Annotated in this window: 18 protein-coding genes; 13 read left to right on the top strand and 5 right to left on the bottom strand. The window is 61.2% G+C overall.

The features are described from left to right. Positions 1-155: 155 nt before the first annotated feature. Both dapC and C4J88_RS06060 read left to right on the top strand, forming a co-directional pair. On the top strand, positions 156-1,355 hold the full coding sequence (gene dapC / locus C4J88_RS06065; protein ID WP_124366112.1) for a succinyldiaminopimelate transaminase: 1,200 nt from the start codon (positions 156-158) through the stop codon (positions 1,353-1,355). A gap of 115 nt (positions 1,356-1,470) precedes the next feature. Next, positions 1,471-2,211 carry a M12 family metallopeptidase gene (locus C4J88_RS06060; protein WP_124366111.1) on the top strand — a complete coding sequence of 247 codons (741 nt, stop codon included), beginning with the start codon at positions 1,471-1,473 and terminating at the stop codon, positions 2,209-2,211. Here the strand turns inward: C4J88_RS06060 and C4J88_RS06055 are convergent. Then, positions 2,204-3,847 carry a Na+/H+ antiporter gene (locus C4J88_RS06055; protein WP_124406459.1) on the bottom strand — a complete coding sequence of 548 codons (1,644 nt, stop codon included), beginning with the start codon at positions 3,845-3,847 and terminating at the stop codon, positions 2,204-2,206. The two genes, C4J88_RS06060 and C4J88_RS06055, sit on opposite strands and share 8 nt — an antisense overlap. Before the next feature lie 213 nt (positions 3,848-4,060). Here C4J88_RS06055 and C4J88_RS06050 point away from each other — a divergent pair, with 213 nt between their 5' ends. The 4 genes from C4J88_RS06050 (at position 4,061) to C4J88_RS06035 (ending at position 7,167) form a co-directional block, all read left to right on the top strand. Continuing rightward, positions 4,061-4,423 carry an ArsC family reductase gene (locus C4J88_RS06050; RefSeq protein WP_099583364.1) on the top strand — a complete coding sequence of 121 codons (363 nt, stop codon included), beginning with the start codon at positions 4,061-4,063 and terminating at the stop codon, positions 4,421-4,423. 31 nt (positions 4,424-4,454) lie between these two features. Further along, entirely contained in the window at positions 4,455-5,489 is a 1,035-nt protein-coding gene (dapD, locus tag C4J88_RS06045) for a 2,3,4,5-tetrahydropyridine-2,6-dicarboxylate N-succinyltransferase (protein WP_124366109.1), read from the top strand. 68 nt (positions 5,490-5,557) lie between these two features. After that, positions 5,558-6,763 (top strand): aminotransferase class V-fold PLP-dependent enzyme, encoded by a 1,206-nt coding sequence (locus tag C4J88_RS06040; RefSeq protein WP_124406458.1) that lies wholly within the window; start codon positions 5,558-5,560, stop codon positions 6,761-6,763. Next, complete coding sequence (locus C4J88_RS06035; RefSeq protein ID WP_124406457.1) at positions 6,760-7,167, top strand: SufE family protein; 408 nt, start codon at positions 6,760-6,762, stop codon at positions 7,165-7,167. The genes C4J88_RS06040 and C4J88_RS06035 overlap by 4 nt, the downstream gene beginning before the upstream one ends. A 100-nt stretch (positions 7,168-7,267) precedes the next feature. Here the strand turns inward: C4J88_RS06035 and tcdA are convergent, their stop codons facing one another. After that, complete coding sequence (gene tcdA / locus C4J88_RS06030; RefSeq protein WP_372237484.1) at positions 7,268-8,077, bottom strand: tRNA cyclic N6-threonylcarbamoyladenosine(37) synthase TcdA; 810 nt, start codon at positions 8,075-8,077, stop codon at positions 7,268-7,270. A gap of 217 nt (positions 8,078-8,294) precedes the next feature. On the opposite strand from tcdA, the gene C4J88_RS06025 reads away from it, so the two are divergent. The 4 genes from C4J88_RS06025 to C4J88_RS06010 all read left to right on the top strand — a co-directional run bounded on the left by C4J88_RS06025 (position 8,295) and on the right by C4J88_RS06010 (position 13,516). Continuing rightward, positions 8,295-10,886, top strand: coding sequence for a glycosyltransferase (locus tag C4J88_RS06025; protein WP_124406456.1), 2,592 nt, complete (start codon positions 8,295-8,297; stop codon positions 10,884-10,886). 237 nt (positions 10,887-11,123) lie between these two features. Continuing rightward, positions 11,124-12,275 carry a succinyl-diaminopimelate desuccinylase gene (gene dapE / locus C4J88_RS06020; protein ID WP_124406455.1) on the top strand — a complete coding sequence of 384 codons (1,152 nt, stop codon included), beginning with the start codon at positions 11,124-11,126 and terminating at the stop codon, positions 12,273-12,275. After that, a complete protein-coding gene (locus C4J88_RS06015) occupies positions 12,275-13,084 on the top strand; it encodes a putative RNA methyltransferase (RefSeq protein WP_124406454.1) in 810 nt (269 codons plus the stop codon). The genes dapE and C4J88_RS06015 overlap by 1 nt, the downstream gene beginning before the upstream one ends. A 54-nt stretch (positions 13,085-13,138) precedes the next feature. Continuing rightward, on the top strand, positions 13,139-13,516 hold the full coding sequence (locus C4J88_RS06010; protein WP_124406453.1) for a hypothetical protein: 378 nt from the start codon (positions 13,139-13,141) through the stop codon (positions 13,514-13,516). Between the two features lie 139 nt (positions 13,517-13,655). On the opposite strand, the gene C4J88_RS06005 is transcribed toward C4J88_RS06010, so the two are convergent. Further along, positions 13,656-13,865, bottom strand: coding sequence for a cold-shock protein (locus C4J88_RS06005; RefSeq protein WP_124366102.1), 210 nt, complete (start codon positions 13,863-13,865; stop codon positions 13,656-13,658). A gap of 179 nt (positions 13,866-14,044) precedes the next feature. On the opposite strand from C4J88_RS06005, the gene plsB reads away from it, so the two are divergent. The 3 genes from plsB to C4J88_RS05990 are packed head-to-tail and all read left to right on the top strand — an operon-like array spanning position 14,045 to position 17,715. After that, positions 14,045-16,555: a glycerol-3-phosphate 1-O-acyltransferase PlsB gene (plsB, locus tag C4J88_RS06000; protein WP_124403293.1), complete on the top strand. Its 2,511-nt coding sequence runs from the start codon at positions 14,045-14,047 to the stop codon at positions 16,553-16,555. 46 nt (positions 16,556-16,601) lie between these two features. Then, positions 16,602-17,003: a YbaY family lipoprotein gene (locus C4J88_RS05995; RefSeq protein ID WP_124366100.1), complete on the top strand. Its 402-nt coding sequence runs from the start codon at positions 16,602-16,604 to the stop codon at positions 17,001-17,003. A 22-nt stretch (positions 17,004-17,025) separates the two neighbouring features. After that, positions 17,026-17,715, top strand: a complete 690-nt coding sequence (locus C4J88_RS05990) for a DUF4197 domain-containing protein (protein ID WP_124361593.1) — start codon at positions 17,026-17,028, stop codon at positions 17,713-17,715. Positions 17,716-17,776: 61 nt separating this feature from the next. Here C4J88_RS05990 and C4J88_RS05985 read toward each other — a convergent pair whose 3' ends face one another. Together C4J88_RS05985 and C4J88_RS05980 are read right to left on the bottom strand one after the other, a co-directional pair. Continuing rightward, positions 17,777-17,992 carry a hypothetical protein gene (locus C4J88_RS05985; RefSeq protein ID WP_124406452.1) on the bottom strand — a complete coding sequence of 72 codons (216 nt, stop codon included), beginning with the start codon at positions 17,990-17,992 and terminating at the stop codon, positions 17,777-17,779. A 128-nt stretch (positions 17,993-18,120) separates the two neighbouring features. Continuing rightward, positions 18,121-21,180 (bottom strand): efflux RND transporter permease subunit, encoded by a 3,060-nt coding sequence (locus C4J88_RS05980; RefSeq protein ID WP_124406451.1) that lies wholly within the window; start codon positions 21,178-21,180, stop codon positions 18,121-18,123. Positions 21,181-21,182: the final 2 nt, after the last annotated feature.

Raw genomic sequence — 21,182 nt, 5'->3', positions numbered from 1 at the left:
GCCGGCGTATGTGGGAGGGGGCTTGCTCCCGATAGCAGTGGATCAGATAAGATCAGCTGACTGACACAACGCAATCGGGAGCAAGCCCCCTCCTACTATTGAATTTTCGCCGGCAACCAGACCGCGTGCCGACAACTGAATTGACGAGACTTGCGATGAACAACGCCCTGAACCAGCTGCAGCCTTACCCATTCGAGAAACTGCGCGCCCTGCTCGGCAGTGTCACCCCCAACCCGGACAAACGCCCGATTGCCCTATCGATTGGCGAGCCCAAGCACAAATCACCGAGTTTCGTGGCTGAGGCGCTGAGCAACAACCTGGACCAGATGGCGGTGTACCCGACCACACTGGGCATCCCCGCATTACGCGAGGCCATTGGCGCCTGGTGCGAGCGCCGCTTCAACGTACCTGCAGGCTGGCTGGACCCGGCGCGCAATATCCTGCCGGTCAACGGCACACGCGAGGCACTGTTCGCCTTTACCCAGACCGTGGTCAATCGCGGTGACGACGCGCTGGTGGTGAGCCCAAACCCGTTCTACCAGATCTACGAAGGCGCCGCGTTCCTCGCCGGTGCCAAGCCGCATTACCTGGCGTGCCTGGATACCAATGGTTTCAACCCGGACTTCGATGCCGTGTCGCCAGACATCTGGAAACGTTGCCAGATCCTGTTCCTGTGCTCTCCGGGCAACCCGACCGGCGCGCTGATTCCGGTGGACACCCTGAAAAAGCTGATCGCCCTGGCCGATGAGCACGATTTCGTGATCGCCGCCGACGAGTGCTACAGCGAGCTGTACTTCGATGAGCAAACCCCGCCGCCAGGCCTGCTGAGCGCCTGTGTCGAACTGGGTCGCCAGGACTTCAAGCGTTGCGTGGTGTTCCACAGCCTGTCCAAGCGCTCCAACCTGCCGGGCCTGCGTTCGGGCTTTGTCGCTGGCGATGCTGAGATTCTCAAGGCTTTCCTGCTGTATCGCACCTATCACGGCTGCGCAATGCCGGTGCAAACCCAGCTGGCCAGCATCGCCGCCTGGCAGGACGAAGCGCACGTACAGGCCAACCGTGACCTGTATCGCGAGAAGTTCGACGCAGTGCTGGCGATCCTCAAACCGGTGCTGGATGTGCAAAGCCCGGACGGCGGCTTTTATTTGTGGCCGAATGTGAACGGGGACGATGCTGCTTTCTGCCGTGATTTGTTCGTGGAGGAACATGTGACGGTGGTACCGGGGTCTTACCTGTCCCGCGAAGTGGATGGCTTCAACCCAGGCGCCGGGCGTGTACGCCTGGCATTGGTTGCACCGCTGGCCGAATGTGTCGAAGCGGCTGGGCGGATTCGCGATTTCATCCAGCGCCGCGGTTGAGACACAAGCCGCTCCCAACGGGGCGGCCTCCAGCCTTGTATCTTGCAACCATTGCGAGGGAACAGAAACACGCAAACCTTACACCTAAGTTCATATAAACACTTAGGTGCCCCCCATGACGCTCACGATTTCGCCCACTTCGCTTTCTGCTCATTGCGTCACCGCGCCGCTCAATAGAAGTAAGCGCGGCGTCGCCATGCCCGACAAGCTCTGGCCTCAGCATTCGGTGCTGACTATCTCCCTGCTGAACATGACCCCAGAACAGAAAGCGTTGGTAAAGCACAACATCAACGCGTGGGCCCCCCATACCAATCTCTACTTCAAGTTCACCGACAGCCCCAATGGCGATATCCGCATCACTGCGGACGCTGACACGAGAGCAGGATGGTCAAACGTGGGCACCGACGCAAAGAAGGTGCCTTTATCCGAACCGACCATGGGCATTAACTTCACAGTCTCGCCAAGCAGCGTCGCCGCAACGATCCAGCATGAATTCGGCCACGCCATCGGCCTCAAACATGAGCATCAGCACCCCGATCGGACATTGGACCTGAACAGGCAGAACATCTATGACGAATATGCATCGAGAGGAGAACCCTCCTATAAGGCCAAGAACGATATCCTCCGCCCCTTCTCGCGCAAAGAGGTAAAGACTTCAAACTATGATGACAAATCCATCATGCACTATGGGATTCGCGCCTCACACCTGAATAGCGGAAATCCAATCCCGCGCAACTTCAAACTGTCTGAAGGCGATAAAAGCTTTGTGCAGTCACTGTACCCTGAAGATAAAACACTGCTCGGCAAACTGCTCGGTACCGGCATCCGCGCAATGATCAATGCCCAAACTACTTGACGCTGCCCAAGTTCGCTTCACTCATATCCAGATCCGCCAGAACTTCGCGCAATACATCATCGCCAATTTGATGTTGGCGACTCAAACGATACAACTCCAGCCGCTGCGCACGCAGCCCCTTGAGCCGCAGCTTGCGTTCCAGTTGATCCATCTGCAGCGCCAGGGCCTGGGCTTCGGCAGAATCGTTGAATACCTCAAGCTGGTGGCGATATTCCGACATCAATCGCGCCTTGAGCTCAGTGGCCAATGCCGCTTGAGCCGCATCCGACACTGCGGTTTCATCAGGTTCTTCAGCCTCCAGCGCATGGATCGCTGCCACGGCGGTTTTTTTCCAGGCCTCGCGAACCTCCCGGTGACGCTTTTCATCGGGGCTCTTTTCGATCCCGCGAAGCAGCAACGGCAGCGCGATACAGGCGGCGACCAGCGACAACAGAATGACGCCGGCCGCGATAAAGATCAGCAGGTCGCGCTCCGGAAAAGCCTGGCCCGGCGCCAGCAGCAATGGCACCGACATCACGCCCGCCAGTGTCACCGCACCGCGTACGCCGCCCACCGTCAGCAGCCAACAGGATCGCGCCGTGGGTACCAAGGTCAGCTCGCTTTTCCCACGCACACGACGCAGCAAGCCTGACAGCCGCCAAATGCTTTGTACCCAGATAAAGCGCAACACCACCAGCACCACGAAGATCGCAATCACGTCCAGGCAGCGGTACATCAAGGCCGGCCACAACGTCGGCTCATGACTCACCACTGCCTTGATGATGTCCGGCAGTTGCAGGCCCAGCAGCAGAAAGATCAGGCCGTTGAAGGCAAACTCCAGCAGCGACCAGACACTGCGATTGAGCAGGCGTGTACTGGTTTGACGCGGCAGCAGGTCCAGCCAGCTCTGCATCATGCCCGCCGCCACGGCCGACAAAATGCCCGACGCGCCCAAGCGCTCCGCCAGCACGTAGGCCGCGAAGGGCAGCAGCAACATGAACACCACGTGGGTGGCCGGGTCATCCCAACCTCGTGCAATCATCCAGGCGCGCAGGCGACCGACCAGCCAGCTCAACGCCACACCGACCGCCAGCCCACCCACTGCGACCAAGACAAAGGTCAGGCTGGCATCGGCCAGGGAAAACACCCCGGTCAACGCGGCAGCCAGGGCGAACTTGAAGGTCACCAGGCCCGACGCATCATTCATCAAGGCCTCACCCTGGAGCATGTGCATCAAGGGCGTGGGCAGGCGATTCTGGGCAATCGCCGACACCGCCACGGCATCCGTCGGCGACAACACGGCCGCCAGGGCAAAGGCTACCGGCAACGGAATCGTCGGCAGAATCCAGTGAATGAAGTACCCCGCGCCGACCACCGTAAACAGCACCAGCCCCACGGCCAAGGTCAGGATCGGCCCGCGCGGGCGCCACAGCTCACGCTTGGGCATGCGCCAGCCATCGGAAAACAGCAGCGGCGGCAAGAACAGAAACAGGAACAGCTCCGGGTCCAGCGCCACATGCAGCCCCAACGTGGGCCAGGCCAGCAGGGCCCCGGCGGCAATCTGCACCAGCGGCAGCGGCAGGGGAATGATGCGCCCGACCAGACGCGACACGCTGACCAGCATCAGCAGGATAAGAACGGTGTAGGCGGTTTGCATAACGCGGGTTTCCCAGACAATCGACTTGCAACGACACACATGAGGCAACAACTGGCCGTTGAAGTGCCATATTACCCAGCTATGGTAACCGGCTATGCGGCGCACTGCCCTTTGCACAAACGTCGCACAGCGCTGACGAACGGCGCCGAAACGCGCTGGGCGTGGCATAATCCGCGATCTTTCATTTTTCATTCGTCCAAAGGGGGCAATTCCTTGACCGCTTCAAGCAAAACCTTGCACCTTTTCGGCATCAAAGCCTGCGACACCATGAAAAAGGCGCGCACCTGGCTTGATGAGCACGCTGTGAGCTATGAGTTCCATGATTACAAAACGGCCGGTATCGACCGCGAACACTTGACCCAATGGTGCGACGAGCACGGTTGGCAGGTGGTTTTGAACCGTGCGGGCACCACCTTTCGCAAACTCGAAGACGAACGCAAAGCCGATCTCGATCAGTCGAAAGCCATTGAATTGATGCTCGCGCAACCCTCGATGATCAAGCGCCCGGTGCTCGATCTCGGTGACAGAACCCTGATTGGCTTCAAGCCAGATAGTTATTCGGCGGCCCTCAAGTAGGCCAGCCTTCCATTTTTGTAGAGGTAACAGCATGTCCAATTCCCTGTTCAGCCTGGGCTTCGGCGTCGGCACTCAGAACCGCCAAGGTGCTTGGCTGGAAGTGTTTTACGCACAGCCCTTGCTCAACCCTTCGGCTGACATCGTCGCGGCCATCGCGCCGATCCTTGGCTACACCGAAGGCAACCAGGCGATTACCTTCACCGTCACCCAGGCCCTGCAACTGGCCGACGCGCTCAAAGGCGTCGACGCCACCCAGGCCGCCCTGTTGAGCCGCCTGGCTGAAAGCCATACGCCGCTGGTTGCGACCTTGCTGGCCGAAGACGCCGCCCTGACCTCCACGCCTGAGGCCTACCTCAAGCTGCACCTGCTGTCCCACCGCCTGGTCAAACCCCACGGCCTGAACCTGGCCGGCGTGTTCCCGCAACTGCCGAACGTGGCCTGGACCAGCCAGGGCGCCATCGACATCGCCGAACTGGCCGAACGCCAGTTGGAAGCACGCCTGCGCGGCGAACTGCTGGAAGTGTTCTCGGTGGACAAATTCCCGAAAATGACCGACTACGTCGTACCGAGCGGTGTGCGTATCGCTGATGCCGCCCGCCTGCGCCTGGGCGCCTACGTGGGCGAAGGCACCACCGTCATGCACGAAGGTTTCGTCAACTTCAACGCCGGCACCGAAGGCCCGGGCATGATCGAAGGCCGTGTATCGGCTGGCGTGTTCGTCGGCAAGGGTTCCGACCTGGGCGGCGGCTGCTCGACCATGGGTACCCTGTCGGGCGGCGGCAACATAGTGATCAAGGTCGGCGAAGGCTGCCTGATCGGCGCCAATGCCGGTATCGGTATCCCGCTGGGCGACCGCAACACCGTGGAGTCCGGCCTGTACGTGACCGCCGGGACCAAAGTTGCCTTGCTGGACGAGAAGAACCAACTGGTCAAAGTGGTCAAGGCGCGTGAACTGGCCGGCCAACCGGACCTGCTGTTCCGCCGCAACTCCGAGACCGGTGCCGTGGAGTGCAAAACCCACAAATCGGCCATCGAACTGAACGAAGCGCTGCACGCTCACAACTAAGCAGCCACTCGATGCCCCAGCGGGCCGCACCTTCAGGTTGCGGCCCGCTTATACGAGTCTTGAACATCATGCTTGTGCCCTCCCCCTGGCGTGCCGACTTCCCAGCCATCGCCACCCTGCAACGGCAAGACCAGACCTACCTGGACAACGCCGCCACCACGCAAAAACCCCAAGCCCTGCTGGATGCAATCAGCCATTACTACGCCAATGGCGCAGCCAACGTGCACCGTGCCCAGCATTTGCCGGGAGCCCATGCGACCCAGGCGTTTGAAGACAGTCGCAGCAAGGTTGCGCAGTGGTTGAATGCGGGTGACAGCGGGCAGGTGGTGTTTACCCACGGCGCGACCTCTGCGCTGAACCTCCTGGCCTACGGCCTCGAGCACTTATTCGACGCGGGCGATGAGATTGCCATCAGCGCCCTGGAGCACCACGCCAACCTGTTGCCCTGGCAGCAACTGGCCAGACGTCGCGCACTGACGCTGGTGATACTGCCCCTGGACGCTGACGGCGTGATCGACCTTGACGCCGCTGCCCGGCTGATCGGCCCGCGCACGCGGCTGTTGGCGGTCAGCCAGTTATCCAACGTACTCGGCACCTGGCAGCCGCTCGACGCCTTGCTCGGGCTGGCCCGCAGCCACGGCGCGCTGACGGTGATCGACGGTGCCCAAGGCATTGTCCATGGCCGCCACGACGTGCAGGCTCTGGGCTGCGACTTCTATGTATTTTCCAGTCACAAACTGTACGGCCCAGACGGGGTCGGCGTGCTCTACGGCCGCCACGAAGCCTTGCACCGCCTGCGCCACTGGCAGTTTGGCGGAGAAATGGTGCAGCAGGCGGACTACCACAGCGCCAGCTTCCGCCCTGCCCCCCTGGGTCTTGAGGCGGGAACGCCACCGATAGCCGGCGTGATCGGCCTGGGGGCGACCCTGGATTACCTGACTTCGCTGGATCCACAGGCGGTGGTCAGGCATGAAGCGGCACTGCACGATTATTTGCTGCGCGGCTTAAAAGCGCGCAATGGCGTGCGCATACTCGGCGCGCCGCAAGTGGCGCTGGTCAGCTTTGTGGTCGAGGGCGTGCATAACGCCGACCTCGCGCACCTGCTGACCGAGCAGGGGGTCGCCGTGCGTGCCGGTCATCACTGTGCGATGCCGTTGCTCAAGATGCTGCAGCTGCCGGGGGCGATTCGCGTGTCCCTCGCGCTGTACAACGACTCCGATGACCTGGAGCGCTTCTTTGAAGCGCTGGACCAGGCGCTGGAGATGCTGCGATGAGCTTGCCGATGGATGCGGTGGCCGCGCTGGAAGCCTTTCAGTCAGTCGGCAGTTGGGAACAACGCGCCCGAATGCTGATGCAATGGGGTGAACGCCTGCCCGCCTTGGCGGATGAGGACAAGGTCGATGCCAACCTCGTACAGGGCTGTGAGAGCCTGGTGTGGTTGGTGGGGCATTTGCACAATGGCCATTGGCAGTTTGCCGCCAGCAGCGAGGCGCGGATGATTCGTGGACTGGTGGCGTTATTGCTGGCGCGGGTGAATGGGTTGTCGGCGGCTGAGTTGCAGGTGGTGGACTTGCCCGACTGGTTCAATCAACTCGGGCTTTCCCGCCAACTGTCGCCGTCACGCAGCAATGGCCTCAATGCAGTCTTGCAGCGCATGCGCGAACTCAGCCATACATAAAACCAAATGTGGGAGGGGGCTTGCCCCCGATGGCTGAGTGTCAGTCGCTGAATAAGCTGATTGATCCACCGCTATCGGGAGCAAGCCCCCTCCCACATTTTCAGGCAGGCTTGACCCGCTCCGACGGCCGGCGCACCCCGGCCACAATCTTGTCCACCGCCTTGGTCGCCGCCACCATGCCGAACGTGGCGGTCACCATCATTACCGCGCCAAACCCTCCCGCGCAGTCCAGCTTCACGCCATCGCCGACAAAACTCTTCTGCAAACAGATGCTGCCGTCCGGCTTGGGATAGCGCAGCTGCTCGGTGGAAAACACGCAGGGCACGCTGTAATGGCGGGTTACCGTGCGTGAGAAGCCATAGTCACGACGAAGAGTGGAGCGCACTTTCGAGGCCAGCGGGTCGTTGAAGGTGCGGTTCAGGTCGCATACCTGGATCAGCGTCGGGTCGATCTGCCCGCCGGCGCCACCGGTGGTGATGATCTGGATCTTGCGGCGTTTGCACCAGGCAATCAGCGCCGCCTTGGCGTTGACCGCGTCGATACAATCGATCACGCAATCGATGTTCGGGGTGATGTACTCGGCCATGGTGTCGCGGGTAACGAAGTCCGCCACCGCATGCACGGTGCAATCCGGGTTGATACCGCGCAGGCGTTCGGCCATCACCTGGACCTTGGGTTTGCCCACGGTGCTGTCCAGCGCATGCAGCTGGCGGTTGCTGTTGCTGACGCAAACGTCATCCAAGTCAAACAGCGAAATCTCGCCCACCCCGCAACGGGCTATCGCTTCCGCCGCCCACGAGCCCACGCCGCCGACGCCGACGATAGCCACATGGGCCGCTTTCAAGCGTTCCAGGCCCTCAATGCCATACAAGCGGGCGACGCCTGCAAACCGCGGATCTTCTGTGCTCATGACCATTACCCTAAAAACCGGCGCGCATTATGGACTACGCCGCGACAAGTTCGAAGCTTCCAGCTACAAGTAAAGAACTTAGGTGAACATTCGCGGACTAACGTCCGGCTTTTCTCTGTCTGCTGTACGCTCAGGGAAAGGCCGGTGTAGGATGCGCGCCGTTCGGTGCAGGCCGACACCTCTTTTCGTTCCACACCCTTTGGAACCCGAAATAACCATGGCATCGCGTAAATTTGGACTCAACCTGGTGATCGTGCTGGCAATCGCCGCGCTGTTCACTGGCTTCTGGGCGCTGATCAACCGCCCGGTCACCGCTCCCAACTGGCCCGAACAGATCTCCGGGTTCTCTTACTCGCCGTTCCAGCAAGGCCAGTATCCTCAGAAAAACCAGTACCCGTCTGACGACCAGATGCGCCAGGACCTGGCGATCATGAGCAAGCTGACGGACAACATCCGGACCTACTCGGTCGACGGCACCCTGGGCGATATTCCCAAGCTGGCCGAAGAGTTCGGCCTGCGGGTGACACTGGGGATCTGGATCAGCCCGGACCTTGAGCGCAACGAACGCGAAATCCAGCGCGCCATCGAAATCGCCAACAGCTCGCGCAGCGTCGTGCGTGTGGTGGTCGGTAACGAAGCGTTGTTCCGTGAAGAAATCACCCCGCAGGACTTGATCGTGCTACTGGACCGCGTGCGTGCAGCGGTCAAGGTGCCGGTGACGACTTCCGAGCAGTGGCACATTTGGGAAAAAAACCCGGAACTGGCCAAGCACGTCGACCTGATCGCCGCGCACATCCTGCCGTTCTGGGAATTCATTCCGATGGACAAGGCCGGCCAGTACGTACTCGACCGTGCGCGGGACCTGAAGAAACTGTTCCCGAAAAAGCCGCTGCTGCTGTCGGAAGTTGGCTGGCCGAGTAACGGACGCATGCGCGGTGGTAATGAAGCCTCACCTGCCGACCAGGCGGTTTACCTGCGCACGCTGGTGAACAAACTCAATCGCCAGGGCTACAACTACTTTGTCATCGAGGCGTTCGATCAGCCTTGGAAAGTCAGCGACGAAGGCTCGGCGGGCGCTTATTGGGGCGTATTCAACGCCGCGCGTCAGCAGAAATTCAACTTTGAAGGCCCGGTGGTCGCAATTCCGCAGTGGCGCGTGCTGGCCATCGGTTCGGTGGTGCTGGCGCTGCTGTCCCTGACCCTGCTGATGATCGACGGCTCGGCTCTGCGCCAGCGCGGTCGTACCTTCCTGACGTTTATCGCGTTCCTGTGCGGTTCGGTGCTGGTGTGGATCGGCTACGACTACAGCCAGCAATACAGCACCTGGTTCAGCGTGACCGTGGGCATTCTCCTGGCCCTCGGTGCCCTGGGTGTGTTTATCGTGCTGCTGACCGAAGCCCACGAACTGGCGGAAGCGGTGTGGACCCACAAACGCCGACGTGAATTCCTGCCGGTCGAAGGGGAATCGGACTACCGTCCGAAAGTGTCGATCCATGTGCCGTGCTACAACGAGCCGCCGGAGATGGTCAAACAGACCCTCGACGCCCTGGCCGCACTCGACTATCCGGACTACGAAGTCCTGATCATCGACAACAACACCAAGGACCCGGCGGTATGGGAACCGGTGCGCGACTACTGTGAAACCCTGGGCCCGCGCTTCAAGTTCTTCCACGTCGCGCCCCTGGCCGGTTTCAAGGGCGGCGCGCTGAACTACCTGATCCCGCACACCGCCAAGGACGCCGAAGTGATCGCGGTGATCGACTCGGACTACTGCGTGTCGCCCAACTGGCTCAAGCACATGGTGCCGCACTTCGCCGACCCGAAAATCGCCGTGGTGCAGTCGCCCCAGGATTACCGCGACCAGAACGAAAGCACCTTCAAGAAGCTCTGCTACGCGGAATACAAAGGCTTCTTCCATATCGGCATGGTCACCCGCAACGACCGCGACGCGATCATCCAGCACGGCACCATGACCATGACCCGTCGCTCGGTGCTCGAAGAACTCGGCTGGGCCGACTGGTGCATCTGTGAAGACGCCGAACTGGGCCTGCGCGTGTTCGAGAAAGGCCTGTCGGCGGCGTATTACCACGACAGCTACGGCAAGGGCCTGATGCCCGATACCTTTATCGACTTCAAGAAACAGCGTTTCCGCTGGGCCTACGGTGCGATTCAGATCATCAAGCGCCACACCGCCAGCCTGCTGCGCGGCAAAGGCACCGAGCTGACCCGTGGCCAGCGCTATCACTTCCTCGCGGGCTGGCTGCCGTGGGTGGCTGATGGCATGAACATCTTCTTCACCGTGGGCGCGCTGCTGTGGTCGGCGGCGATGATCATCGTGCCGACCCGCGTCGATCCGCCGTTGCTGATCTTCGCGATCCCGCCGTTGGCGTTGTTCGTGTTCAAGGTGGGCAAGATCATCTTCCTCTACCGCCGTGCGGTCGGGGTGAACCTCAAGGATGCCTTCTGCGCGGCCCTGGCCGGCCTGGCGTTGTCGCACACCATCGCCAAAGCGGTGCTGTACGGCTTCTTCACCACCAGCATTCCGTTCTTTCGTACACCGAAAAACGCGGATAACCATGGCTTCTGGGTGGCGATTTCCGAAGCCCGCGAAGAAATGTTCATCATGCTGCTGTTGTGGGGCGCCGCCTTGGGGATTTACCTGGTGCAAGGCCTGCCGAGCAATGACATGCGCTTCTGGGTGGTGATGTTGCTGGTGCAGTCGCTGCCGTACTTGGCGGCGCTGATCATGGCGTTTTTGTCGTCGCTGCCGAAACCGGCGCCGAAGGCAGAGCCTGTCACCGCCGTGTAAAAACTTGCGCAATGCACTAAACGGCGGCCTCTGGCCGCCGTTTTGCTATAAGATAACGGCCGTTTTACACGCCTTGCACACATTACTGTAGGAGCGAGCTTGCTCGCGAAAATCGTTAACGATGAAGCGGGCACCCTGAATGCACGCGGAGCCCTTGCGTTTTTCGCGAGCAAGGGCTAGCCGCCCGCCTCGCTCCTACAATTAGAACGTCGCTGTCTCGATTTCCGGAGTTTTCCCATGACGGCCCATGCCGACCTTTCGCCGACCCTTCAACTCGCCATCGACCTGATCCGTCGCCCGTCGGTCACGCCGATCGATGCCGATTGCCAGAAGCTGATGATGCAGCGACTGGGCGACGCCGGTTTTGCGCTCGAGCCGATGCGCATCTTCGAGGTGGATAACTTCTGGGCCACCCATGGCAAACGCGAAGGCCCGGTGCTGTGCTTTGCCGGCCACACCGACGTGGTGCCGACCGGCCCGGTGCAGGCCTGGCAGAACGACCCGTTCGACGCGCTGATCGACGAATACGGCATGCTGTGCGGGCGTGGCGCGGCGGATATGAAAGGCAGCCTGGCGGCGATGCTGGTGGCGGCGGAGCGTTTTGTCGCCGACTACCCGGACCACAAAGGCTCGGTTGCCTTCCTGATTACCAGCGATGAAGAAGGCCCGGCGCACCATGGCACCAAGGCCGTGGTCGAGCGCCTGGCCGCACGCAACGAGCGCCTTGACTGGTGCATCGTCGGCGAGCCATCGAGCACGACACTGGTGGGCGATGTGGTCAAGAACGGCCGTCGTGGCTCCCTCGGCGCCACCCTGACCGTACGCGGTGTACAGGGCCACGTGGCGTATCCGCACCTGGCGAAGAACCCGATCCATCTGGCCGCACCGGCATTGGCCGAACTCGCCGCCGAGCATTGGGATGACGGCAACACCTTCTTCCCACCGACCAGTTTCCAGATCTCCAACCTTAATTCCGGCACCGGCGCCACCAACGTCATTCCCGGCGACCTGACAGCGGTGTTCAACTTCCGTTTCTCCACCGAATCCACCGTGGAAGGGTTGCAGCAGCGGGTCGCAGCGATTCTGGATAAACACGGCCTGGACTGGCATGTGGACTGGGCGCTGTCGGGTCTACCGTTCCTCACCGAGCCGGGCGCATTGCTCGACGCGGTATCGGCCAGCATCAAGGCGATCACCGGGCGTGAAACCAAGGCATCCACCAGTGGCGGTACCTCCGATGGCCGTTTCATTGCGACCCTGGGCACCCAGGTGGTCGAGTTGGGCCCGGTGAATGCGACGATCCATCAGGTCAACGAGCGCGTCCTCGCCAGCGACCTCGATGTGTTGACCGAAATTTACTACCAGACCCTGATCAAGTTGCTCGCCTGATGCTTGCCTGCCCCCTTTGCAGCGCCCCGCTCACTGCGGTGGACAACGGTGTGGCGTGCCCCGCCGGGCACCGTTTCGACCGCGCGCGCCAGGGTTACCTGAACCTGTTGCCGGTGCAGCACAAGAACAGCCGCGACCCGGGGGATAACCTGGCGATGGTCGAGGCGCGCCGCGACTTCCTCAATGCCGGGCACTACGCGCCTGTGGCCAAGCGACTGGCCGAGCTGGCCGCCGAACGCGCGCCGCAGCGCTGGGTGGACATCGGCTGTGGCGAGGGCTACTACACCGCGCAAATCGCCGATGCCCTGCCCGACGCCGACGGCTACGCCCTGGATATTTCCAAGGAAGCAGTCAAGCGCGCGTGCAAGCGCAACCCGGCGCTGACCTGGTTGATCGCCAGCATGGCCCGCGTCCCATTGGCCGACGCCAGTTGCCAGTTTCTCGCCAGCGTGTTCAGCCCGCTGGACTGGCAGGAAGCCAAGCGCCTGCTCAGCCCTGGCGGTGGCTTGATGAAGGTGGGCCCCACCCGCGGCCACCTGATGGAGCTGCGCGAACGCTTGTACGACGAAGTGCGCGAATACACCGACGACAAACACCTGGCGCTGGTGCCGGATGGCATGGGCTTGGCGCACAGTGAAACCCTTGAGTTCACACTGCGCCTGGCCGAGCCCGGGGACCGCGCCAACCTGCTGGCCATGACCCCTCACGGCTGGCGTGCGAGCGCCGAGCGCCGCAGCGAGGTGATCGAAGCCGCCGAGCCGCTGCAGGTCACCGTGTCGATGCGCTACGATTATTTCGTGCTTCAATAACCGACTTTTCAGCACCCGCGAATGGATTTTCGAATCCCGCAACGAGGAACATCCATGCGCCAACCCGATATTGAGATTTACCTGAAGGACGCCGACGTCGACTACAAGGCCATCGCCGCCTGGCTGGGCGCCGCCCTGGGCCCGTGCACCGACTGGGTCCAGAAGGGCCAGACCTACAAGTGCAAAGCCGGCAACGTGCCGGTGACCTGGCTGCCAAAAGCGGTCGGCAAATGGAACAGCCTGTACCTGGAAAGCGATCAGACGCCGTGGGACGACGACATCGCCTGCGCCCGCGCCGCGTTTGCCGCATTGAATGTTGAAGTGCGCTGCGCGCCAGGGACTTGGGTCGAGGAAGAGGGCGAAGACAGCGCTGACACCTGGATTCGCATCAGCGCAGACGGCGAAGAACAGATCATCTGGAAAACCGCCTGACCCCGAACGCTGCAAACCCAATCAAAAATGTGGGAGGGGGCTTGCTCCCGATAGCGGTGGATCAGTCGATTTATTCAGCGACTGACACTCAGCAATCGGGAGCAAGCCCCCTCCCACATGGGTTTGGCGGTGTAGCAAATTACAGGCCGACCACATCCTCCGCCTGCAAGCCCTTATCGCCTGTCACCACGGCGTATTCCACCTGTTGGCCCTCGGCCAGCGAGCGGTGGCCGTCACCGCGAATGGCACGGTAGTGCACGAACACATCCTTGCCGTCTTCACGCTGGATAAAGCCATAGCCCTTGGCGTCGTTGAACCACTTCACACTGCCGGTTTCGCGCGTTGTCATCTGTTCACTCCCACTGGTTTTTATTATTGAGTCGCTGGCGTTGAACTGCCGAGTATAAGACACGTTCAAAAACCATCAACCCAACTTTACATCGCCGCTTTTTTGCCGATTTTCGGTGAATACGGCACACTACCCGCCCGAGCGCCTGCTCGGTTTTTTCCACTTGAAGCAGTTCGCCTATGACCCGCTCCCCGTTCCGTCGTCTGGTGTTTGGCACCTTGCGTCGACTGCTGTACCTCTGGGTTCGCTCGGAGACGATCAACCAGTCGTCCCTCACCCTTAACCTGGACCGCAGCCGGCCGGTGTTCTACGTCCTGCAATCGCCCTCCCTGACCGAATTGGCCGTGGTCGATACCGAGTGCACCAAGGCCGGCCTGCCGCGCCCGGTGCTGCCGGTTTCGGTAGGCCCGTTGATGGAACCCGCAGCGTTCTTTTACCTCACGCCGGACCCGGATTGGCTCGGCCGCCAGGACAAGCGCGGCACACCGCCCACCCTGACGCGCCTGGTCAACACCCTGACCGAACATGCCGAAGAGAATGCACAAATCATTCCGGTCAGCGTGTTCTGGGGCCAATCCCCCGAAAGTGAGTCCAGCCCCTGGAAACTGTTGTTCGCCGACAGCTGGGCGGTCACCGGGCGCCTGCGCCGGTTGTTGAGCATTCTGATCCTGGGTCGCAAGACCCGGGTGCAATTCTCCGCGCCCATCAACCTGCGTGAATTGATCGAGCACAATAAAGGGCACGAACGCACCGTGCGCATGGCCCAACGCATCCTGCGCGTGCACTTTCGTAACCTGAAGACCGCCGTGATCGGCCCCGACCTGTCCCACCGTCGCAACCTGGTGAAGGGCCTGGTCAATATGCCGCTGGTGCGCCAGGCCATTGCCGATGAAGCCGAGCGCGAGAAAATCTCGCCGGAAAAAGCCAAGGCCCTGGCCCTGCGCTATGGCAATGAAATCGCCTCGGACTACACCTACACGGCGATCCGCTTCCTGGAAGTGGTGCTGAGCTGGTTCTGGAACAAAATCTACGACGGCATCAAGGTCAATAACATCGAGGGTGTGCAACAGGTTGCCCAGGGCTACGAAGTGATCTACGTGCCTTGCCACCGCAGCCATATCGACTACCTGCTGCTGTCCTACCTGCTGTTCAAGAATGGCCTGACCCCGCCGCACATTGCCGCCGGCATCAACCTGAACATGCCCGTGATCGGCAGCCTGCTGCGTCGTGGCGGTGCGTTTTTCATGCGCCGCACCTTCAAGGGCAACCCGCTGTACACCTCGGTATTCAACGAATACCTGCACACCCTGTTCACCAAGGGTTTCCCGGTGGAGTACTTCGTCGAAGGCGGCCGTTCGCGCACCGGGCGCATGCTGCAGCCGAAAACCGGGATGCTGGCGATCACCCTGCGCAGTTTCCTGCGCTCTTCGCGCATGCCCATCGTGTTCGTGCCGGTGTATATCGGCTATGAACGGGTGCTGGAAGGCCGTACCTACCTGGGCGAGCTGCGCGGTGCGAGCAAGAAGAAAGAGTCGATTTTCGATATTTTCAAAGTGGCAGGCGCGCTCAAGCAGCGCTTCGGCCAGGTCGCGGTCAACTTCGGTGAGCCGATCAAGCTGGCGGAGTTTCTCGACCACGAGCAACCGGATTGGCGCTCTCAGGAACTGGGCCCGAACTACAAGCCGGCCTGGCTGAATGAAACCACTCACCGCCTCGGCGAGCAGGTGGCCCGCCACTTGAACGAAGCCGCTGCGGTGAACCCGGTGAACCTGGTGGCATTGGCGCTGCTGTCTACCACTCGCCTGGCGCTGGATGAGCAGGCCATGGCCCGCCAGTTGGACCTGTACCTGGCGCTGCTGCGCCGCGTGCCCTATTCACCGCATACCACCCTGCCGGAAGGCGACGGCCTGGCGCTGATCAAGCACGTCAAGGACATGAAGCTGCTGTCGGAACAGAGCGATGCCCTGGGCAAAATCGTCTATCTGGATGAGCAGAACGCCGTCCTGATGACCTATTACCGCAACAACGTGCTGCACATCTTCGCCCTGCCCGCGCTGCTGGCGAGTTTCTTCCAGAGCAGTTCGCGGATGAGCCGCGAACAGATCCTGCGCTACACCCATGCGCTCTATCCGTACCTGCAGTCGGAGCTGTTCATCCGCTGGTCTCTGGAGGAGCTGGATGCGGTGGTCGACCAATGGCTGGATGCGTTCGTCGAACAGGGCCTGCTGCGCTTCGAAAACAACGTGTACCTGCGCCCGGCGCCGAGTTCGCGGCATTTCGTGCTGCTGACGCTACTGTCCAAGAGCATCGCCCAGACCCTGCAACGCTTTTACATGGCGATCTCGCTGCTGCTCAACAGCGGCCAGAACAGCATTAGCGCCGAGGAGCTGGAAGACCTGTGCACGGTCATGGCCCAGCGGCTGTCGATCCTGCATGGCCTCAATGCCCCGGAATTCTTCGACAAGAGCCTTTTCCGACATTTCATCCAGACCTTGCTGGAGCAAGATGTGCTGCGCCGCGATGAAGCCGGCAAGCTGAGCTATCACGACCTGCTCGGCGAGCTGGCCGAAGGCGCGGCCAAGCGTGTACTGCCGGCGGACATTCGCTTGTCGATCCGCCAAGTAGCGTTGCATCGCGTCGATGGGGCGGCCGAGCAACCGGTGGAACCGGCGCAATCCCCACAAGATTGAACAAGGCGCCGGGCGGTTTCCGGCGCCGTTGATAAGGAGCTGCACCATGAAGAAGATCATCCTCCTGGGCCTCACTACCCTGCTCGGAGCCTGCCAATCCATGTCTCCCACCCCCAAGGCCAGCCTCGACGGCGAAGTGTTCTACCTGCAACGCATCGCCCTGCCGCCTACCGCCACCTTGAGCGTCAGCCTGCAAGACGTGTCGCTGATGGACGCCCCGGCCGTGGTGCTCGCCGAACAGAAAGGCCCGATCAAAGGCCAGGTGCCGCTGCCGTTTCACCTGAGTTATGACCCGGCGCAGGTCAAGCCGGGCCATCGCTACTCGGTCAGCGCTCGCATCGAGGTAGATGGCAAGCTACTGTTCATCACCACTGAACGGCACGCCGTACAGCTCGACGGCCAGGATCAACAGCCGCTGCGCGTGCGCGTCGATGCTGCAGCCCACTGAATTCAACCACAAGGAAGCGCCCATGCTCCGTAACCCTCTTCGCCTCACGGCCCTGCTCACCGGCCTGCTGCTGGGCACCAGCGCCATGGCACTGGACCTTGGCAGCCTGTCCCAGGGCGACGCCAGCGGCGGCCTCAAGGACGCCTTGACCCAAGGCGCGCAGATCGCCGTGAAACAACTGGGCACGCCCGGTGGCTTCAGCAATAACCCCGACGTGAAGATCGGCTTGCCGGGCAAGCTGGGCAAGGTCGCTGACAAGTTGAAGATGTTCGGCATGGGCGATCAGGTCACCCAGCTCGAAACCAGCATGAACAAAGCGGCGGAAACCGCCGTTACCCAGGCTCAGCCGATTCTGGTCAATGCCGTGAAAAACATGAGTGTGACCGATGCCAAAGGCATCCTCAGCGGCGGCCAGGACTCAGCCACCCAGTACCTGAACAAGAGCAGTCGCGACCAAATCCGCGCCAAGTTCCTGCCCATCGTCAAGGCTGCCACCGACAAGGTCGGCGTAGCCCAGCAGTACAACGCACTCGCCGGCAAGGCCGCCGCGTTTGGCGCGGTGGACGCCAAAAGCGCCAATGTCGAAAACTACGTGACCGAACAGGCGCTGGACGGCTTGTTCAAGATGATCGCGCAGCAGGAAGAAACGATTCGCAAAAATCCGGCAGCTGCCGCCACCAGCCTTGCCAAGAAAGTGTTCGGCGCCCTGTAGACAATGTATGCACCCGAGCAGGCGGGGAAGATCACCTGCTCGGGAGCCGCTCACTGCACCGTCAAAACAGCTTGCCGGCCAGCCCGCCAAAGATCACCGCACCCAGCGGCATCACGCCTACGCCGAACTTGATCGAGCCACCACCGCCATGGCAGTCGGGTTTGGGTTTGCACTTGTCATTACAGTCATTTGCAGGCGGCTTGGGTTTTGCGCAGTTACCGCCGCCGAAGCTGCTGCTGACAGAAACACTCAACGATTTGCCGATGAATAATCCCATTGGACACTCCTTGAATCATCAGATGTGAGATCCGGCCCGCCGGCATGAAATCCGTCGGACCGAATACCTGTAATCAGGTAGTCCATGAGTGGCGAAACCTTAAGAAACGTTCCTTGCGAAGATTCCAATCATTGCCGCTTGACCCTGAACCACGCGGCGTAAAGCGCCGGTAGAAACAGCAGCGTCAACGCCGTCGCCACGATCAACCCGCCCATGATTGCCACCGCCATCGGCCCGAAGAACACACTGCGCGACAGTGGAATCATCGCCAGTACCGCAGCAAGTGCGGTCAGCACGATCGGCCGGAAGCGTCGGACCGTGGCTTCAATGATCGCCTGCCAGGGCGCCAGTCCCGCCTTGATGTCCTGTTCGATCTGGTCGACCAATATCACCGAGTTGCGCATGATCATCCCCGACAGGGCGATGGTGCCGAGCATCGCCACGAAACCAAACGGTTGACGAAACACCAGCAGGAACAGGGTGACGCCGATCAGGCCCAAGGGCGCAGTCAGAAACACCATCGCGGTGCGTGAGAAGCTGCGCAGTTGCAGCATCAGCAAGGTCAGCACCACCACGATAAACAACGGCACGCCGGCCTTCACCGAGTTCTGTCCGCGCGCAGAGTCTTCCACGGTGCCACCGACCTCCAGCAAATAGCCATCAGGCAACTCGGCACGCACGCCTTCAAGGGTCGGCAGGATCTGCTGGACCAGCGTCGCGGGTTGTTCCTTGCCATAGATATCGGCGCGCACGGTCACCGTAGGCAGACGGTTACGGTGCCAGATGATGCCTTCCTCAAAGCCATACTCAAGGGTTGCAATCTGGGCCAAGGCCACACTTTTACCGTTGTCGGTGGGTACGGCCAGGCTGGGCAGCAGCGACAACTCAGTGCGTTCGTGAACGGTGCCGCGCAGGAGGATTTCGATCAACTCGTTATCCTCCCGGTACTGGCTGACGGTGCTGCCGGTCAGGGAGCTCTGCAGGAACCTGGACAGGTTGGCGGTGCTCACGCCCAGCGCGCGGGCGCGGTCCTGGTCGATATTCAGGTAGACGATTTTGCTCGGTTCTTCCCAGTCCAGATGCACATTGACCACGTGGGTGTTCTCGCGCACCTTGGTCGCCACCTTGCGCGCCAGGGCGCGGACTTCTCCGATGTGCTCGCCGGTCACGCGAAACTGCACGGGGTAGCCCACCGGCGGGCCATTCTCCAGCCGGGTGACGCGTGAACGCAGTTCAGGAAACTGTTCATTCAGGGTTTCGATCAGCCAGGTGCGCAGGCTTTCGCGCTCTTCGATGGTGTTGGCCAGTACCACGAATTGCGCGAAGCTGGCCGCCGGCAGTTGCTGGTCGAGCGGCAGGTAGAAACGCGGCGACCCGGTACCCACGTAGGCCACGTAGTTGTCGATGCCGGCGTGTTCCTTGAGCAAGGTTTCGAGGCGTTTGACCTGGTCGGCAGTGTTGCTCAGGGAGGCACCTTCGGCCAGTTTCAGGTCGACCATCAGTTCCAGGCGACCGGAGGCCGGGAAGAACTGTTGCGGCACGAAACGGAACAATGCAACCGAGCCGATAAACAACAGCAGCGTCAGGACGATCACCGTCTTGCGCCGACGTACGCACCACTCCACCAATCGTCTTACGCGCTGGTAGAACGGCGTGCCGTAAGGGTCAGGACCGTTGGTGCCGTGTTTGGCCGCATGAATCTTCGCCAGGTCCGGCAGGAGCTTTTCGCCCAGATAGGGTACGAACACCACGGCGGCAACCCAGGACGCCAGCAAAGCGATGGTCACCACCTGAAAGATCGAGCGGGTGTATTCGCCAGTACTCGATTGCGCGGTGGCAATCGGCAGGAAGCCCGCCGCCGTGATCAAGGTACCGGTGAGCATCGGGAACGCGGTGCTGGTCCAGGCGAAACTCGCGGCCTTGAGCCGGTCGTAGCCCTGCTCCATTTTGATCGCCATCATTTCCACAGCAATGATTGCGTCATCTACCAGCAAACCCAAGGCCAATACCAGGGCACCCAGGGAGATTTTATGCAGGCCGATGCCGAGGTAGTACATGGCGGCGAAAGTCATCGCCAGTACCAACGGAATCGCCAACGCCACCACCATGCCGGTGCGCACGCCCAAGGAAAAGAAGCTCACCAGCAACACAATGGCCAACGCCTCAGCCAGCACCTGGACGAATTCGCCGACACTGGTTTTCACCGCTGCCGGTTGATCGGAGACCTTGCGCAACTCCATGCCCGCCGGAAGATTCTTCTGCAATCGTGCGAATTCACGCTCCAGGGCCTTGCCCAGCACCAGAATGTCGCCGCCGTCACGCATGGCCACGGCCAGGCCGATGGCGTCGGCGCCCATGTAGCGCATGCGCGGTGCCGGTGGGTCATTGAAACCACGGTGAATATCGGCCACATCGCCGATGCGGAAGGTTCGCTCGCCCACCCGAATCGGAAAGTTGCGGATCTCTTCCACGCTCTTGAAGTTACCCGACACCCGCAACTGCACCCGTTCGGTCGGGGTTTCAAAGAAGCCTGCGGTGGAGACCGCGTTCTGCTCCTGCAGCGCCTGCTGCACAGCGGCCATTGGCAGGCCGAGGGTAGCGAGCTTGAGGTTGGACAGCTCGATCCAGACCTTTTCGTCCTGCAGGCCAAGCAGCTCAACCTTGCCCACGTCCGGCACCCGTTGCAGCTGAATCTGGATGCGGTCGGCGTAGTCCTTGAGCACGGCGTAGTCGAAACCGTCACCGGTCAAGGCGTAGATATTGCCGAACGTGGTGCCGAACTCATCGTTGAAAAACGGCCCCTGGATATCCGGCGGCAGGGTCTGGCGGATATCGCTGATCTTCTTGCGCACCTGGTACCACAGCTCGGGAATCTGCGCCGAGTGCATGGAATCACGAGCGATGAAGGTGACTTGGGATTCGCCGGGCCGCGAGAACGAGACAATGCGCTCGTACTCGCCAGTTTCCATCAATTTTTTCTCGATGCGCTCGGTGACCTGGCGTGAAACTTCCTGGGCCGTGGCCCCAGGCCAGTTGGTCTTGATCACCATGGCCTTGAAGGTGAAGGGAGGGTCTTCGCTTTGCCCCAGCTTGGTGTAGGACAAAGTGCCGACCACCGCCAGCAGGATCATCAGGAACAGTACGATCTGGCGATTACGCAACGCCCACTCGGAAAGATTGAAACCCATCG

It is taken from the genome of Pseudomonas sp. R4-39-08, from assembly GCF_003852275.1.
GTDB lineage: Bacteria > Pseudomonadota > Gammaproteobacteria > Pseudomonadales > Pseudomonadaceae > Aquipseudomonas.
The sequence above is the reverse complement of the archived record's forward strand: the minus strand, read 5'-3'. Positions and strand labels throughout refer to the sequence as shown.

Bases quoted from the DNA above. Each gene is read 5' to 3' on its own strand.
- plsB (WP_124403293.1), top strand. From the start codon at position 14,045: ATGACCCGCTCCCCGTTCCGTCGTCTGGTGTTTGGCACCTTGCGTCGA.
- C4J88_RS05980 (WP_124406451.1), bottom strand. From the start codon at position 21,180: ATGGGTTTCAATCTTTCCGAGTGGGCGTTGCGTAATCGCCAGATCGTA.
- C4J88_RS06025 (WP_124406456.1), top strand. From the start codon at position 8,295: ATGGCATCGCGTAAATTTGGACTCAACCTGGTGATCGTGCTGGCAATC.
- dapD (WP_124366109.1), top strand. From the start codon at position 4,455: ATGTCCAATTCCCTGTTCAGCCTGGGCTTCGGCGTCGGCACTCAGAAC.
- tcdA (WP_372237484.1), bottom strand. From the start codon at position 8,077: ATGAGCACAGAAGATCCGCGGTTTGCAGGCGTCGCCCGCTTGTATGGC.
- C4J88_RS06060 (WP_124366111.1), top strand. From the start codon at position 1,471: ATGACGCTCACGATTTCGCCCACTTCGCTTTCTGCTCATTGCGTCACC.
- dapE (WP_124406455.1), top strand. From the start codon at position 11,124: ATGACGGCCCATGCCGACCTTTCGCCGACCCTTCAACTCGCCATCGAC.
- C4J88_RS05995 (WP_124366100.1), top strand. From the start codon at position 16,602: ATGAAGAAGATCATCCTCCTGGGCCTCACTACCCTGCTCGGAGCCTGC.
- C4J88_RS06055 (WP_124406459.1), bottom strand. From the start codon at position 3,847: ATGCAAACCGCCTACACCGTTCTTATCCTGCTGATGCTGGTCAGCGTG.
- C4J88_RS06040 (WP_124406458.1), top strand. From the start codon at position 5,558: ATGCTTGTGCCCTCCCCCTGGCGTGCCGACTTCCCAGCCATCGCCACC.
- C4J88_RS06015 (WP_124406454.1), top strand. From the start codon at position 12,275: ATGCTTGCCTGCCCCCTTTGCAGCGCCCCGCTCACTGCGGTGGACAAC.
- C4J88_RS06005 (WP_124366102.1), bottom strand. From the start codon at position 13,865: ATGACAACGCGCGAAACCGGCAGTGTGAAGTGGTTCAACGACGCCAAG.
- C4J88_RS06035 (WP_124406457.1), top strand. From the start codon at position 6,760: ATGAGCTTGCCGATGGATGCGGTGGCCGCGCTGGAAGCCTTTCAGTCA.
- C4J88_RS05985 (WP_124406452.1), bottom strand. From the start codon at position 17,992: ATGGGATTATTCATCGGCAAATCGTTGAGTGTTTCTGTCAGCAGCAGC.
- dapC (WP_124366112.1), top strand. From the start codon at position 156: ATGAACAACGCCCTGAACCAGCTGCAGCCTTACCCATTCGAGAAACTG.
- C4J88_RS05990 (WP_124361593.1), top strand. From the start codon at position 17,026: ATGCTCCGTAACCCTCTTCGCCTCACGGCCCTGCTCACCGGCCTGCTG.
- C4J88_RS06010 (WP_124406453.1), top strand. From the start codon at position 13,139: ATGCGCCAACCCGATATTGAGATTTACCTGAAGGACGCCGACGTCGAC.